This is a genomic window from Geitlerinema sp. PCC 7407 (assembly GCF_000317045.1).
Taxonomy (GTDB): domain Bacteria; phylum Cyanobacteriota; class Cyanobacteriia; order PCC-7407; family PCC-7407; genus PCC-7407.
Map to the genome: position 1 here is coordinate 4,073,956 of NC_019703.1, position 15,791 is coordinate 4,089,746.

A 15,791-nucleotide genomic window follows, 5' to 3' on the forward strand; every position below is an offset into this window, starting at 1 on the left:
AGAAACCATTAAAAGCACACTTATTCAGCTTTGGAAACTGTGACAGATCGGAGAGTTGATGCCTCGCGGCGATCGCCCTCCAAAAGCCCCATTTCAGGCAGATTGACGCTTTTGGCGATCGCCTCGGAGAGGGTCTCAGCCCTCACCACCCCCTAGTCCAATTTTTCATCTGGCACCTTATTCCGCATTTTATAGAGCTATTTTTCGTCTTTCCAGGAACAATTTTATGAGCTATTTTTAGTTACTTTCTTTGATGTTTTAGCCTTTCTTAAAGCCGATTGGCAGCAGAAAAAATTTGTTTTTTAGTTATCCGGATCGGAGATTTGACTAGGCGAATGATGTAGGTTTATCCCAAACTACTGAGTCAGATCGCAATCATTTGTGGACAGGCCGATCAGCCTGCGCGTTTTCACGCTTGCGCAGCGGAAACATCGGTGGCAGGACTTGCCAAGGAGAGGATCCAGGGGAAAATGGCGATAGCTTGCGGGTAGCCCCCCACAGAAGACTGCCCGGTGGATGGTTTGCTGTCAGCCTCGCTTTTTTCTATGAAACTTCGTTTTGTTTCGAGCTCTGTCTCTGCTCTGATTGTGGCCCTCAGTTTTCCCCTCTCGGTGCTGGCGCGACCGGCTGCCCTCACCACCCAGGACCCCGGCAGCCAGATCAACGTGCGCAGCGGGCCTTCCGTTTCGGCGAGCACTCCCCACTACGGGTTGGCGGGCGATCGCATCGAGACCCTCGACGAAATCCGCGATGCCAACGGCGATCGCTGGTACTACGTCCGCTTCAGCAGCAGCAACGCCGAAGGCTGGGTCCGGGCGGATTTTGTGCGCTTTCTAGACGGCAGCGACAGCCGTGCAGAAAGCCGCAATGAGCCCAGCAGCCGCGACAACGGCGATCGCCCCCGAGACGGGGTCCCCGAGCAAGCCCTCGAGATCTGCCGCGATCGCGTCCGCAACGCCTATCCGCGCCTCAGCGCCCGAGACATCACGGTGCGGGCCAGCAGTCAGCGCGGCGACGGCAGCTACAGCATGACTTGGCGGACGGTAGAAGACGCAGAGGGCTTCTGCCGCCTCAGCCGCAACGGCGGGGTGCTGGAGTTTTACACCGTTCTCGAACCGAGCAGTCGCCCTGCCAGCGATCGCTCCGCCAGCGAAGCCACCGTCGTTTCCTTCGAGACGGACGGCCACGCCGTGCGGATCTTCCGGCGCGATGGCGGCCTCCAGCTCAACCTCTACAACAAGCGCAGCAACCGCACCGTCCTGCAAGGGGTCCCGGTCGAGCAAACCAGCAACGACCAGGTCACACGCTACATCTACCGGGCCGATCGGCCGGTCACCGTGGAGGTCGAGCGCGGCGGCCAGCGGTGGCTGAACGTGCCCCAGGGACAGCGAATCCAGCGAGAGCGCGGGTACTAGGGCGTGGGCGATCGCTGGGTGATCCGGGCCTGGAGCTCCTCGCGAATCCGGGCCATGATGGAGCGCTCATCCAGCGAGTTCAAAATCCGCTCCACGACGGCCTTGGGGCCATCCGGCCCCCAGGACGCGCCGTTGATCAAATAGGTCTTGGCCACTTGGCCGATGCCGTAGGAGGAAACCCCCGCCACGCTGGCCTGGGTCAGGGCCACCGACAGGTAAGGGGCGATCGCCATGCCGCCCGTCGCCGGGACCGATAGGCCCAGCACCCCCTTGAGGGAGCTCAGGCCCAGGTTGGCCAGCAGCTCGCTGGCCGTGATGCCGCCCATGCTCAGCGCAATTCGCTGCAACAGGGCGATCGCCCCCTGCTCCGTCATCGAAATGCCGTACAGGCGCGACAGCGTCAAAATCATCGCCACATCGATGGCCACGCCGCTCAGCATGTCCACCACCGTCACCGGGTTGAGCGCCACCGCCAGGGCCTTGGCCATCACCCCATTCCAGATGATCCGGTTGGCGCTGCGATCGCGAATGGCCCGCTTGCGCGCCAGCAGCTGCTCATTCACCGTGTCGGCGTAGAGCATCGTGTTGAGGGCCACCAAGGACTTGCCTTCGCGATGCAAAATCTCCAAGATCCGCAGCTTGAGGTCATCCACCTGGGGCGGCCCCAAGCGCAGCTGCACCGTCAGCCCCCCATCCGGTCGCCGCACCGCCTCCGGCACCAGCGGCGACGCCGCCGCCATCACGATCTCGTCGGGCGACAGCAGCTCCTTGACCCGCTCATCGCGAATCTTTTGGTAGATCGCCAGGCGATCGGCGTCGGGATACTGGTCGATCTTGTTAAAGACCAGCAGGATCGGTTTGTTGGCTTTGCGCAGCTCCGACAGCGCCGCGTACTCGACCTTGGTAATGTCCCCGGCCACGATAAACAGCAGCAGGTCGGCTTGGTGAGCCACCTGGCGAGCCAGGGCTTCGCGCTCCTCCCCGTGGACCTCGTCGATGCCGGGGGTGTCCGTGAGCTCAATGCGAGAGTTGCCCAATCCTTGCAGCGCCACCCGCACCAAATTGCGATCGCCATTTTCCAGCAGCGACTCCTGGCTCAGGGTCCAGCGCGATCGCCGAATGTCCTGGGTCACCCCGTGGATCGGCCCCGTCTCAAACAGCGCCTCGCCCAGCAGCGCATTCAAAATCGACGACTTGCCGCGGCCCACCATCCCAAACGCCGCGATGTGAATCACCGAATTCTCCAGCTTGTCGAGCATGGCGGCCAAGTTCTCAATCTCGGCCTCTAGGCCCGCCCGCTCCTCCGGCGACAAATCCAGGCGGCTCACCAGATCTCGCAGCGCCTCCTGGGCCTCGCGATAGTTCAGCTCCTCCTGGATATCGTCAAATCCCGTGAGGATCTGCTCCAGGCCTGCGTCGAGATCCTCCGGCAGTCCCGCTGCATTGAGGCGATCGCCTCCCGTTTCCGAGCCTCTTGACCCTGGCAATGCCACAACCTCCTTCCTCGCCATCGCTGAGCCATCTCGATCCTAGGACACCCAGGCGATCGCCGCAGGCCCCAACGCAAAAAGCAGGCCCCAGCAAGGACCTGCTTTCTACCGTATTTCTTCTTGAGGAGCCAACGAATCCTTTCATTGGCAACGCCGACCCAGTGCACGAGCGGCTTCCAGCCAAAGGCCAGAGATTTAACGGAACCGTCTCTTGCGACGTGCAGCCACAGCCTTACGCTTGCGCTTCTCGTGGGGAGTTTCGAAGTGACGACGACATTTCACGTCAGCCAAGATTCCTGCCCGAGAAACTTGGCGCTTGAATCGACGCAATGCGGACTCAATACCTTCGTTTTCTCCGAGAACCACTTGGGTCATACGTAACCATCCTCCTTGATAGATGTGAGTGAACTAAAGCAGTTTAGATGCAAAATGTCCGAGACTCTAGCACGCAGTTCTCAACCGAACGGCTCGTCTCAAGTGCCAGACCCTAAATAATTCCGAGGCGTTGCTATCGCCTGTTTCGCTCTTCAACGTCTCGGGCAAAAGCTGACTTGCACCGGGAAAAGCCCTAGGGATTTCTGAGGGAAGCTGCCCTCAGTACGTGCAGCGGGTTCTGCATCTCACCTTATCTAGGCTATCACAAAGACCTGGGGCGTTTCACCTGAGCGCGCGCTCCTCCCCCAGGGCCTGCACATTTTTGGTCGCGATCGGTGATAAGATTATTAATTCAGCGCCATCCGCCAGGTAGACGCCCCGGCGTCCTGGCAAATTCTTAAGTTTTTCAGTGCCAACTCAACACGCAAACGAAGCATGATTAAACTGCGCCTAAAGCGATTTGGAAAGAAGCGGGAAGCGAGCTACCGGATTGTGGCTACCCAAAGCACCTCTCGCCGCGACGGTCGTCCCCTAGAAGAGCTGGGCTTCTACAATCCCCGCACCGACGAAACCCAACTGGATGTTGAGGCGATCGTCAAGCGACTGCAAACCGGCGCACAGCCGACTCCCACCGTGCGTCGCATCCTCGAGAAAGCAAATGTCCTCGAACAGGTCAAGGCCTGAAACTGAATCTGCCATGGCGAACCAGTCCTCTCCAAAACATCCGGATTATGCAGGCCTGGTTCGTTTTTTGATGGAGCCTCTCCTCGATAGCGCTGACTCGCTGCGGGTGGACTGCGAAGTCTCTTCGAATCAGACACGAGCGCTGGTTCGCCTTGCCGTTGATGGGCCAGAAAAGGGGCGTGCTTTTGGGCGCGGTGGCCGAAACATTTATGCGATTCGCACGGTTTTGTCAGCGGCTGCTCAGGCAGTGGGCCAAACGGTGCATCTAGATGTGTTCGGCGGCATTCCCCACGGCCCCGAGGGTGAGCGGGAGCATTCGCCTCGGTCTGCTTCGCATGGACGCCCGGAGCGTCGCGACGGCGATCGCCCGCCTCGGCCAACCCGGCGATCGGTCGATTCTCAGTGACGCGTTGGCCGCTTTTTAGGGCATTGTATTTGAGCAGCAGCTCCTGATTAGGGGGCTGCTGCTTGTTTTTGGAAGATCATCAGGTGCTGCTGGGGCAGAGCGTCCTGGGTCTCCAGCCAGGTCAGGCCCACAGCGGCCAGCTCCTTTTTCGCCTGACGCTGGGTCATTTTGTGGAGGCGCTTGATCGAGATCAGGGGATTCTCGCCCCGGTACTCGATGAGGGCGACTCGTCCGCCGGGCTTGAGGGCGGCGGCGATCGCCGTCATCATCTCGCGGGGATATTCAAACTCGTGGTACGCGTCCACCATCAGGGCCAGATCCACGCTCTCCGGCGGCAGGTTGGGGTTGGTTTCGGTGCCCAGCACGGTTTCGACATTGGTCACGCCTTGAGCTTGCTTTCCCGCTTCGAGCAGGTCCAGCATCTCTGGCTGAATGTCCACTGCCCAGACTTTGCCCTGGGGGACTTGGGGCGCGATGCGCAGACTGAAGTAGCCGGTCCCCGCGCCAATATCCGCCACGACGTCCGAGGGCCGCAGGTTGAGGCTCTGGATCGCTAGGGCCGGACGCTCTTCGAGGGAGCGGCTGGGGCGCTCAAGCCAGTAGGCGCCGGGGTGGCCCATCACCTGGGCGATTTCTCGGCCCAGATAGACTTTGCCGATGCCGTCGGGGCTGGGCGATCGCTGCTGGTAGGGGGAGGCGGCGTCTGCAAGGGCTCCGGTGGCAGCCCCCAGCACTACGCTCCCGATCAGCAGCAGCCCCAGGGCGATCGCCCGCAGGTTTAGTCGACGCTGACTCATGGGTTTAGCACATCAAAATCGACAACAAACGTTTCGCCCATCACCGTGACGCGATCGCCCGCAGCCAGCTTGCGGCCTCGCCGCGTTTCAAGCTGGCCATTCACTTTGACATCTCCGGACTGAATCAGCAGCTTGGCTTGACCACCGGTCTCAACGCCCATGCACTTAAGGAACTGATCGAGCTTGATGGTTTGAGGTTCGGTGGTCATGGAGAAAGAAGTTTTGGCGGAAGGGAACAGCGGGCGATCGCGCCCAGGCTCCTCATTCTAGCGGGCTGGCGAGAAGATGAGTACTGGGTGCCAGCAGCGACGCAGCACTTCGCAGCCCAAGCTAGGTCCCGACAGATCCACCAGCCAGTTGGAGCGCCGCGAGGAAACGGCGATCGCGCTAATGTCTTGGACCTGGGCCGTTTCCATGATGGCGAGAATGGGTTCGCCTTGGCGCACCTCCGTTTCGACAATCACGTCTAGCCCCTCAAGGTCCGCCTTGACCTGATTCAGCTTGTCTTGGGCAGCCTTTAGCTGGCTGTCGAGGGCAAAGTCAGTCCGGCGGCCCGTCTCGACGATCCACAGCAGTCGGCAACGCTCGATCGAGCCCGCGGGCCGCTGCTGCAAGTAGTGCTTGAAGCGATCGATCAGGTAGTCGGCGGTCTTGGTGCCGTTGTAGGGCAGCAGGAGATAGCGGAACAGGTGGCGGCAGCGCAGGGCCAGCTCTTCGCAGGTGTAGGTCGAAATGAGCTGGGGCCGCAGGCTCAAGATAGGCACCTCGGTCCGCTGGGATAGCTCAATGGTGGTGCTGCCAAACAGGCGCTCGTTGAGCAGGGTGCGGGTCGGCGTCCCCAAAATCAGCACGTCCGGCTTGTAAGCCTCGACCATCCGCAAGATCGTCTCTGGCGCGGAGCCGCTTTCGACCTCGATGTGGACCTCAACCCCATCTGGCACGTTTTGGAGGGCGCGGGAGAGGCGATCGCGAGCTTTTTCGATCCGGCTCGTGTCTACGCGGGGAATTTCACCCTCGGTGCGCAGCGGCACGCAGTGCAAAAACACAATGCGCTGTAGGCCACTGTGGACCAGATCCGGGACAAACTCCACCAGGCGGTGCAGTCCATCAGAAAAATCCGTGCAGATGAGGGACGTTTTGAACATGGTTCTCGTGACTGACGAGGTGGACATCCTCACCCGTTCTGAAAACGGCAAGGCTCAGGGGGGACGGGTCCGGCCTAGGAGATGGCCAGAGGCCCAAGACCGCAATCGGACCAGAGAGTATCCATATTTTTGGGTCTCCCAAGCAAATTCTACTGACTCCTAGCCAAAGAGGCTGGTTTGGGGGCCGGATCGGCATTAGGTGCGGCGCGTTCCCATTGAGCAACGCAAAGGCTTTGAGGGCGATCGCACAGTTCGCCGGACTAGAAGCACCGAGCAGCGAATAGCATAGACGGGAAGTGCGTTTCCATCCTGCCATCGGCTAGACAAAGTCGATAATCTGGAAAAGCAGAGCGTTTTGCCAAAGCACCGCTTGCCATCTTCCGGGCTGAGCTCGCTGCGGGGAGAGGGGAAAACGGCGCGATCGCCCCTTGCATCTTCCGCTGTCTCGCGTTGAGGTCCCATGTCGGTCTACTGCAGTCAAAATCACGACAATCCTCCTGGCAGCCGCTTTTGTCGGCTCTGCGGCGAGGTGCTGACTCCCAACAATGGCAGCGGCGGGGAGGTCTTGGGCGATCGCTACCAAATCTTGCGAGAAATCGGCCACGGCGGCTTCGGCCGGACCTACTTATCCGAAGACATTCATCGGTTTCGCGAACTCTGCGTGCTCAAGGAGTTCGCGCCCCAAGTCCAGGGCTCCCAGGCCCTCCAAAAAGCCGAGTCGCTGTTTGAGCGCGAGGCGGGCGTCCTCTACCAGCTTCAGCATCCCCAGATTCCCCGATTTCGCGAGTCCTTTCGGGCCGAGCTCCACGGCCAAAAGCGGCTGTTTTTGGTGCAGGACTACATCGAGGGCCTGACCTATCAGGCGCTCTTGAGCGATCGCCGTCTCCAGGGCCGCTCCTTCAGTGAAGCCGAGATCACCCAGCTCCTGATTCAGGTCCTGCCGGTCCTCGACTACATTCATCAGCGGGGCGTGATTCACCGAGACATCGCCCCCGACAACTTGATCCAGCGGGCCAGCGATGGCCTACCAGTGCTGATCGACTTTGGCGGCGTCAAGCAGATCGCGGCCACGGTTGCCTCTGAGTTTGCGCCGGGTCCGGCCTACACCGCCACGCGCCTGGGGAAGGTTGGCTACGCGCCCCCCGAGCAGATGCAGCAGGGCATCGTGTCTCCCAGTAGTGACCTGTATGCTCTCGCCGTGACCGTGCTGGTTCTGCTGACGGGCAAAGAGCCTCAGATGCTGGTCGATCTGCGGACCCTGGAGTGGACCTGGCGCCGAGAGGTCCAGCTGAGCTACAGCCTGGGCGCGATTCTCGATCGGATGCTGGCCGCGCGGCCGGGCGATCGCTTCCCGTCCGCAATGGCAGTGCTCCAAGGGCTCAAGGGGACAGATCCCGACGCCGTGCCGCCGCTGTCTCTGGCCGCACCCCCGCCTACCGTCACGCCGACCAGCGCGACCCTCCCCCTGACTCCCGTTCCTCCCCAGCCAGCCAGCACCGAAGTTCTGGTCACAGCGCCCCCACCTGAAAGGCCGAGGCCTTGGTGGGGATGTTTACCCTGGCTAGGGTTGATGGTTGTGGCAGGGCTGCTGGGCTGGTGGGGGACGCTGTACTGGCTCGGCAACATCAACACGCCTGAAAATCCCTCGCCCACGGTGGTGTCGCCCACGCCGACTCCGGACGAAGAGCCCGATCCCGCCAGCCAATACTCACCGGAGGAGCAGGCCCGCAAGGAGGCGCTGCGGGAGCGTCGCCAAGCTTTGGGGGTGGACTTCAACTGGTATGTGCGGCTGGTCAATCAGACCTTTTATGAGCGCTATCCCGATCGGCGCGATCGCCCCCTGACGGCGAAGCCCGAGGACGAAGGGCTGCGGGAGGAGTGGGACGCGATCGCCACAGAGTGGCTGGACTGGCTAGCCAACAATCTAGACGCCCAAACCCGCCGCAATCTCGGACGCTATACCGATGCCGACCTCCAGCGCTGGAAGGCGGCGGTGAATGCTCGCTATCTCAGTAGCCGGGCTCTGTACGACCTTACCGACGCTGCTTTTTTCCGTCTCTTGCCGGATCAGGAAGGAGAGCCGTTTTTGCAGCAGCCGGTGGGGCAGATCTGGCGGGCGATCGCCGAGGAGCAGGTGGCCGCCATCGAAAGCGGGCAGGCCCTCGAAAAGATCCAGTTTGACGCTGGCGCCGTCAACGGCTACGCCCGCGATACCCTACAGCCCGGCGAAGGCAAGGCCTACATCGCCAATTTAAGCAAAGGCCAGCTCATGCGCGTCACTCTAGAGGCGCCGGAGTCGGGCCTGCTGTTCTCGATCTACACGCCCACCGGCACGGCTACTCCCCTGCTGGCAGACAGCCGCGATCGCACTTGGTCCGGGAGCTTGCCTGAGTCAGGCTATTACGAATTTGTGGTGGTGGGCACCGGCCCAGATCCGGTGGACTACCAGCTCAACTTGATCGTGGAGGACGCTGTCCCGACGCTGGAGCCCACGCCGCCCCCCGCGCCGCGCGAGAAAACTTCCTAGCTTCCCCCAAAATCTGTCTGTTGAGGGAAGCGCTCTGGTGGGCACTCTAGAAAAGTACACCGCCAATCTGGTTTGTCCGCTGGCCGGTGTCTCATGAACTGTCAGTGCCTCCCTCGACCAAAGGCTCATCATGGGTGATGTCGATTTGCGATCGGCGATCGGGCGCGATCTAGAAGCCCTCGAGTATGCTCTCCGAATCAAGAAGCTGCTGTTTTGTACAGTGCGACAGGTGTGGCCGGCCGATGGACGAGTACTAGAGTCTCTGAGCCTAGAGACCTTGCTTGGCGAGCTCTTGGAGCGCTATTCCACCCTAGATCAGGTCGAGACGGAGCTGACCGCCGTCGTCAGCACCCTCAACAAACCCGCGGAATACACGCTGATCGCCAATCTGGTCCTGAGCCAGATTCACCCGCTCTATCAGAGATCTGAGACGGCCTTTTGGGAAACGCGGCCCCTGCCTCCCGACGCGCTATATGGGGCGATCGCCCAGCAGCTCGACCAAAGCACCTACCGCGATCGCTTCAAAAAATTGCTGCTGTGTGCCACCACCAACCGCTGGGAAAGTGACTCAACCCTGCTCGCAGCGCTGCATCTACCCACGCTGCTGCGCACGCTGCGCCGTCTGGCCACTCGCCTCAGCGACCTGAACGCGATCTTGACCAGCATCGTCGCCACCCTCAACAAGCCTGAGGAGTACGCCATCATTGCCACCGTCTTGGTGGACTATCTCAAGCCGCTGTACCCCGAGCCAGCAACCGTCGCGGCCAGCCCCATTCTGGAGACCCCAGAAGCAGAGCACACGCTGGATTTGACCGCTGATTGCCCAGCCCCCGGTCCGCCGGCCCAGTCTGCCGCCGAGGCAGAGTACACGATGGACTTGACGGCTGATTGCCCGGCACCTGCTCCAGCAGCCCAATTTGCTTCAGAAACCACGGGAGAATTGGCGATCGACGGTCCCAGTCTTCCCGGCGTTGCTCTCTCAGCGATCGCCCCGTCAGCGATCACACCCACCCCGCCCAAGGCCCCCAAAGCGCCGCCGCTGGAGTACAACTTATTTGATGTCAAGCAAGATGTCATGCAGTATACAAATGCGCTGCAAGCCAAGCTGCTCCTGACAGCGCTCCTCCAGGGACGCGCGATCGCCGCTGATGCCGAAAACTTCCATACCCTGCGGCAAATGCTCTTGGACCAGCTCCTAGAGCAGATGCTGACGCGGTTTTCGACCTTTAGCGCCCTAGAAGAGAGGCTGCGAGCGATCGCCCCCACCCTGCCCCCCGCCCTCGAGGGACCGCAAACCGCCAACGCCCTGCTCCAAGCCGTGCGTAGAATCTATTCCAGCGGCGATCGCCCCTCGATTCAGCTTGATCCCGAGCAGCTCAGCGCCCTGGCAGCGCAGCCAGCTCCCGCTGATGACATCACCCACCTGCGCTCAGGAGCGATCGCCGCCAGCGACGACAACGAAGCCACCTGCCAGTTTTTTCCCCACACCTGACCCTTTATTCACTCTGTCCCTCACTGATACCTAGATGAAAGTCGAGGAGCTTCTTCAGCAATATCGAGCCGGTCAAATCAACTTCAGCGGCCGCAACCTCAGCAACGCGGACCTGACCAACGTCGACCTGATCGGCATCAACCTCTCCCAGGCTGATTTGCGCAGCAGCGATCTCTTCTTCGCCTACCTCAACCGCGCCAATCTCCGCCAGGCCAACCTCCTGGGCGCTCGTCTCAGCGGCGCCAACCTCTCCCAAGCAACCCTGGTCGACGCCAACCTCCATGACGCCGACCTCCACGGCGCCAGCCTGCGCGGTGCGGATCTGCGAGGCGCGGACCTGTCCCTGGCGGTCCTCCTCGACGCTAACCTGATGGACGCTGACCTCCGCAACGCCAACCTCAGCGGCGCCGACCTCACTGGCGCCTGTCTGCGGGGCGCAAACCTGCGGCAAGAAATGCGCAGCCAGCACACCAATTTACGCGGCAGCATCCTCTACAAAGCAGACCTGCGAGGCGTCAACCTCAGCGGCGCCGACCTCACCCGCGTGGACCTGCGCGAAGCCAACCTGACCGAAGCCAGCCTCCGAGAAACGGACCTCAGCGGCGCCGACCTTAGCGGCGCCAACCTCACCGGCGCGCTTCTCAGCGATGCCTGCCTAGAGGGAGCAATTTTGGAAGGCGCGTGTTTGCGCAATGCCAAGCTAGAGCGGGCCAACCTTTCCCAGGCCAATCTGTTTCGCGCGAACCTCCAGAACGCTCTGCTGCCCCAGGCTCGGCTCACCGGTGCCGGCCTTCAGCAAACCATTTTTGCCCAGGCCAAGCTCACGGATGTAGACCTGAGCCGCGCCGACCTCTTCGAGGCCGATCTACGAGAGGCCAATCTCACCGGCGCCTATTTGGCCCGCACGAACTTGACCCGCGCCAATCTCTCAGATGCCCTCTTGGTCCGGGCAGAACTGAGCAGCGCCAACCTGATGGACGCCAATCTTCAGCGGGCAGTCCTACCCGACGGCAAGGTCCACGCCTAGACTGCAAAACCAACCCAACTGAGCGATCGCGGCTCTCCGCAGTGACCGCCCTACCGCAAAGCGTGGGGGGCGACAAAACTTGTGCTGCTCCTCTATAAGGGGAATGTAAGCAGCACACAGTTTTTTTGAACCAAACATCAACCATTTGTGCAGTTCAAATCATACAACTGGGTGATGTTTTTAGATGTTTCTGTTTTCTCTTGAAAATAACCCAAAAAGGTGATGGTTGATGCTTTTCAAAGGCAATAGATTGGGTACATCAATCACTCATTCACTCACCGAGTTAGACCCATGACCAACACTTCTAACCGCCAATCTTCCGCTACTTCTGCTATCAACAAACCCATTCTAAAGCGTGGCTCCCGTGGCGAGCTCGTGACCGAGCTTCAGCGTCTCCTCAGCCACTGGAACCTGTACCCTCAAAACAATCAAGACGGCATCTTTGATGCAGATGTCGAGGTTGCGGTCAAAGCTTTCCAGCATCGCGTATTCCTGATTGAAGACGGCGTCGTTGGCAGCAAAACCTGGCAAGCGCTGTTCTCGGGTGCTCCTGTCGGGATGCCCGTCCTGCGCAACGGCAGCCAAGGCCAGTCCGTCTTGATGGTGCAGCGGATCTTGAGCACCACTGGCGACTATCGCAGCGCTCTGGACGGTGACTTTGGCCCCCGCACCGAAGCGGCGGTCAAGGCTTTCCAAAAGCGCTCCAAGCTGACGGCTGATGGCGTGGTGGGCGATCGCACCTGGCACGCTCTGAGCAAAATCCCCCACTAATCCCTGACACACGGCGTACCCATTGTCCTGACTTCAAGGCCCCTTCTCCTCCACAGGAAGGGGCCTTTTTCATAGGAAATTCTTCAGAAAAAAACAGCCTCTAGGGCTGTTCTATGGAGAAGTGTGTTCTAATCAACAATTAGACTTAAGCCTGAATTTTGCTTGTGTAAAAATTCAGGTCTCGAATTTATTCAAATCGGATAAATTTCGTTGATAATTCTTGTGGATTGAATTTCAATTCAACGCTCAATCAATTACTTAGAGATTCTTTAGAATTTCAAATTTAATTTAGAGCCTTCAAGCACTCGAATTATTTAACTTCTTAGGTTTAATTTTTAGGATATTTTTTCGGGAAAATCGATTTTTCTAAAGTGCCTGCTGTTAATTTTCTGCTTTCGGGCGATCGCCTCTTGCGGGCATCGCTTCTCATGAGGTTTTTGGACAGCGCTCTATACTGCTTCACAGGGGAATTGGGCGATTCCTGACTCCGTCCCCTTCGGTGCGCCCCTTCGAGATCTTCCATGCTGACAGAGCCGCAACAAAAACCTGAACCCCTTTGGCTGACTGTGTTTCGCCTGCTGCGGTGGGACAAGCCTGCTGGCCGCTTGATTTTGATGATCCCGGCCCTGTGGGCCGTGGTGCTGGCCACGCGAAACAATCCACCGGCGATTTTGATTGGCGTGATTGTGCTGGGGACCCTCGCCACCAGCGGCGCGGGCTGCGTGATCAACGACCTGTGGGATCGCGACATTGACCCGCGGGTCCAGCGCACTCGCAATCGTCCTTTGGCTTCGCGAGCGCTGTCGATTCGCACGGGCATCGTCATTGCCTTCGTTTCGATGCTGTGCGCCTGGGGCCTAGCGCAGTACCTCAATCCACTGAGTTTCTGGCTGTGCGTGGCCGCGGTGCCGGTGATCGTGCTTTATCCCCTGGCCAAGCGGGTGTTTCCGGTGCCCCAGCTGGTGCTGTCCATTGCCTGGGGCTTTGCAGTGCTGATCAGCTGGAGCGCGGCGATCGCCCGACTCGAGCCCGCTGCTTGGCTGCTCTGGGGTGCCACCATTCTTTGGACCCTGGGCTTTGACACCGTTTATGCCCTAGCCGATCGCGAAGACGACCTGCGCATTGGGGTTCGCTCCAGCGCCATCTTTTTTGGCGATCGCGCCCCAGACGCCATTGGCGCCTTCTACGCTGGCACGGTGGTTTGCTTGGCAGCCCTTGGCCTAGTCATGGATCTCAATCCTCTCTTTTGGCTCACCTTGGCCGCCGCTACCTACGGCTGGCTCAAGCACTTCTTTCAGCTGCGGCGACGCAATCTGCCGGCGATCGCCTACGGCAAGATGTTCCGCCAAAACGTTTGGATCGGATTTATCCTCCTGGGCGGCATGATCGGCGGCCTGATCCAACTCTAGAAAGCCCTAGTTCTTCTGCCCTTTCGCGGACGCAGGGTTTCTGAGGAGCAAGTTATAATTCTTGACGGATGCGCGCGAAGACTTTCCCCCATGAGTAATTCTCTAGTTCATGCCTTTTTCGTTGGTCGAGCTCTAGCGGAAGCTGTTGGTGAGCAGCTCGAAGCAGGCGTCAGCGAAGCGCTGAGCGAGCTGGGAAAATTTGATGCTGAGCAGCGCGAGCGCCTGCGTCAGTTCACCGAGTCCGTCCTCGAGCGGGCTAGCCACGCCGAGGAAGCCGCAATGCAGGGCCGCACGACGACCACCATCGTCCCCTACGGCTCCCAGCCGACGGATCTGCAAGCGACCATTGACGATCTGCGAGCCGAGGTCGCCCATCTGCGGGCCGAGCTTCAGCGCTATCGCAGCCGCTCAGTCTAGCCAGCCGCTACCGGGGCGCGATCGCCCTGCCTTTTCACCCTCTCGAACCGCCGTTATCAGAGCCCTGCGTGTCTGTTCTCTCCGCCGATTCGACGAACTCTCCCCAGCCATCCACCCACCGTAAGGCCAAAGTCCATACGGACAAATCCTATCGATGGAATCGGGAACGCTACTCGCGCCCGCGACGTTTCATCGATATCTGGACTTTTGTCTGGCTCTTTCTGGGCTCTCTGTGGCTCAACAACAAAGCCTGGAGCTATCGCGGCGGCATGACCGATGCCAAAAAAGCCGCTCGACGACGCGCCCAAGCCATTTGGGTTCGAGAAACCTTTTTGGATCTAGGCCCCACCTTTATTAAGGTGGGCCAGCTTTTTTCGACCCGCGCCGACATCTTCCCCATCGAGTATGTGGAAGAGCTCTCCAAGCTCCAGGACCGAGTACCGGCCTTCAGCTTTGAGCAGGTCCAGCGGATCATCGAGGAAGACCTGGGCAAGCCCGTTAGCAACTTGTTCCAGAACTTTGAGCAGATTCCCATCGCTGCCGCCAGCCTGGGCCAGGTGCACAAAGCTCAGCTTCACTCGGGCGAAACGGTGGTGGTCAAGGTCCAGCGTCCGGGCCTCAAAAAGCTCTTTAGCATCGACCTCGACATCCTGCGCGGAATCGCGCGGTATTTCCAGAATCACCCTGACTGGGGCCGAGGCCGCGACTGGACGGGGATCTATGAGGAGTGCTGCCGCATTCTCTGGCTGGAGATCGACTATCTCAACGAGGGGCGCAACGCCGATCATTTCCGGCGCAACTTTCGCAATGAGTCTTGGGTGAAGGTGCCGCGGGTTTACTGGCGCTACTCGTCACCCCGCACTCTGACGCTGGAGTACCTCCCCGGCATCAAGATCAGTCACTACGAAGCCCTCGAAGCAGCCGGACTCGATCGCAAGCTGCTGGCTCAGCTGGGCGCTCGGGCCTACTTGCAGCAGCTGCTCAATGACGGCTTTTTCCATGCAGACCCTCACCCGGGCAATATTGCGGTCAGCCCGGAGGAAGGGTCGCTGATTTTTTATGACTTTGGCATGATGGGCCAAGTGCGGACTGATATCCGCGAGAAGCTGATGGACACGTTCTTTGGCATTGCCCAAAAGGACGCTGCCCGGGTTGTAGATTCGCTGATCGCGCTGGAGGCGATCGCCCCCACGGACGACATCGGTCCAGTGCGCCGATCGGTGCAGTACATGCTGGACAACTTCATGGACCAGCCCTTTGAAAACCAGTCCGTCAGCGCCATCAGCGAGGATCTCTACGAGATCGCCTACAACAATCCCTTTCGCTTTCCAGCAACTTTCACCTTCGTGATGCGGGCTTTCTCCACCCTAGAAGGGGTTGGCAAGGGCCTTGATCCCGAATTCAACTTTATGGAGGTTGCAAAACCTTTTGCAATGCAGCTTATGGCAGGCGGAAATCAGCAAGAGACCACGAGTCTATTTAATGAGCTCGGGCGTCAGGCAGCCCAGGTGAGCAGCACGGCGCTAAACCTCCCTCGGCGCATCGAGGACACCCTCGGTAAGCTGGAGCAAGGAGACATTCGGGTGCGGGTGCGGTCCACGGAGACGGATCGGGCGCTGCGCCGCCTATCGAGTGTGACGATGGGCATCAACTACATGCTGTTGATTTGCACCTTTATCCTGTCGGCGACGATTTTGTTTGTCCATGGCAAGGGATGGCTGGCCGGGGCGGCTCTGGTGGCCGCAGGGGCGATCGCCTTCTTTTTGATCCGAATGTTTAAGAGAATCGATCGCTACGATCGCATGTTCCAGTAAGATTTTCCTGCTGATGTGCCTT

Annotated in this window: 15 protein-coding genes; 10 read left to right on the forward strand and 5 right to left on the reverse strand. The window is 59.8% G+C overall.

All coding sequences use genetic code 11. The features are described from left to right. Positions 1-545 precede the first annotated feature (545 nt). Positions 546-1,415, forward strand: coding sequence for an SH3 domain-containing protein (locus GEI7407_RS21470; RefSeq protein ID WP_015173353.1), 870 nt, complete (start codon positions 546-548; stop codon positions 1,413-1,415). Here the strand turns inward: GEI7407_RS21470 and GEI7407_RS16575 are convergent. Beyond that, the gene (locus GEI7407_RS16575; RefSeq protein ID WP_015173354.1) at positions 1,412-2,926 is read right to left on the reverse strand and encodes a DUF697 domain-containing protein; all 1,515 of its coding nucleotides are present in this window, start codon (positions 2,924-2,926) and stop codon (positions 1,412-1,414) included. The two genes, GEI7407_RS21470 and GEI7407_RS16575, sit on opposite strands and share 4 nt — an antisense overlap. Before the next feature lie 174 nt (positions 2,927-3,100). Then, positions 3,101-3,280: a 30S ribosomal protein S21 gene (rpsU, locus tag GEI7407_RS20430; protein WP_015173355.1), complete on the reverse strand. Its 180-nt coding sequence runs from the start codon at positions 3,278-3,280 to the stop codon at positions 3,101-3,103. Positions 3,281-3,715: 435 nt separating this feature from the next. Between rpsU and rpsP the strand changes: the two genes are divergently transcribed. Further along, complete coding sequence (gene rpsP, locus GEI7407_RS16580; RefSeq protein ID WP_015173356.1) at positions 3,716-3,964, forward strand: 30S ribosomal protein S16; 249 nt, start codon at positions 3,716-3,718, stop codon at positions 3,962-3,964. A 13-nt stretch (positions 3,965-3,977) separates the two neighbouring features. Further along, positions 3,978-4,370, forward strand: coding sequence for a KH domain-containing protein (locus GEI7407_RS16585; RefSeq protein WP_015173357.1), 393 nt, complete (start codon positions 3,978-3,980; stop codon positions 4,368-4,370). Between the two features lie 47 nt (positions 4,371-4,417). Here the strand turns inward: GEI7407_RS16585 and GEI7407_RS16590 are convergent, their stop codons facing one another. Genes GEI7407_RS16590 through GEI7407_RS16600 form a run of 3 tightly spaced genes read right to left on the reverse strand, consistent with a single transcriptional unit; the run spans position 4,418 to position 6,312 of the window. Next, positions 4,418-5,167, reverse strand: coding sequence for a class I SAM-dependent methyltransferase (locus tag GEI7407_RS16590; protein ID WP_015173358.1), 750 nt, complete (start codon positions 5,165-5,167; stop codon positions 4,418-4,420). Further along, the gene (locus GEI7407_RS16595) at positions 5,164-5,376 is read right to left on the reverse strand and encodes an RNA-binding S4 domain-containing protein (RefSeq protein WP_015173359.1); all 213 of its coding nucleotides are present in this window, start codon (positions 5,374-5,376) and stop codon (positions 5,164-5,166) included. Before GEI7407_RS16595 ends, GEI7407_RS16590 begins: the two co-directional genes overlap by 4 nt. Positions 5,377-5,433: 57 nt before the next feature. After that, positions 5,434-6,312 (reverse strand): universal stress protein, encoded by an 879-nt coding sequence (locus tag GEI7407_RS16600; RefSeq protein ID WP_015173360.1) that lies wholly within the window; start codon positions 6,310-6,312, stop codon positions 5,434-5,436. Between the two features lie 460 nt (positions 6,313-6,772). Between GEI7407_RS16600 and GEI7407_RS16605 the strand changes: the two genes are divergently transcribed. From GEI7407_RS16605 to GEI7407_RS16635, 7 genes are all read left to right on the forward strand, one after another. Next, positions 6,773-8,839 (forward strand): serine/threonine-protein kinase, encoded by a 2,067-nt coding sequence (locus GEI7407_RS16605; RefSeq protein ID WP_015173361.1) that lies wholly within the window; start codon positions 6,773-6,775, stop codon positions 8,837-8,839. Positions 8,840-8,969: 130 nt separating this feature from the next. Then, a complete protein-coding gene (locus GEI7407_RS16610; RefSeq protein WP_015173362.1) occupies positions 8,970-10,331 on the forward strand; it encodes a hypothetical protein in 1,362 nt (453 codons plus the stop codon). Between the two features lie 34 nt (positions 10,332-10,365). Further along, complete coding sequence (locus GEI7407_RS16615; protein WP_015173363.1) at positions 10,366-11,358, forward strand: pentapeptide repeat-containing protein; 993 nt, start codon at positions 10,366-10,368, stop codon at positions 11,356-11,358. A gap of 291 nt (positions 11,359-11,649) precedes the next feature. After that, positions 11,650-12,129, forward strand: coding sequence for a peptidoglycan-binding protein (locus tag GEI7407_RS16620; protein WP_015173364.1), 480 nt, complete (start codon positions 11,650-11,652; stop codon positions 12,127-12,129). 521 nt (positions 12,130-12,650) lie between these two features. Beyond that, positions 12,651-13,538, forward strand: a complete 888-nt coding sequence (locus GEI7407_RS16625; protein ID WP_015173365.1) for a 4-hydroxybenzoate solanesyltransferase — start codon at positions 12,651-12,653, stop codon at positions 13,536-13,538. Between the two features lie 90 nt (positions 13,539-13,628). Further along, positions 13,629-13,955, forward strand: coding sequence for a DUF6825 family protein (locus GEI7407_RS16630; protein ID WP_015173366.1), 327 nt, complete (start codon positions 13,629-13,631; stop codon positions 13,953-13,955). A gap of 68 nt (positions 13,956-14,023) precedes the next feature. Beyond that, a complete protein-coding gene (locus GEI7407_RS16635) occupies positions 14,024-15,769 on the forward strand; it encodes an AarF/ABC1/UbiB kinase family protein (protein WP_015173367.1) in 1,746 nt (581 codons plus the stop codon). Positions 15,770-15,791: the final 22 nt, after the last annotated feature.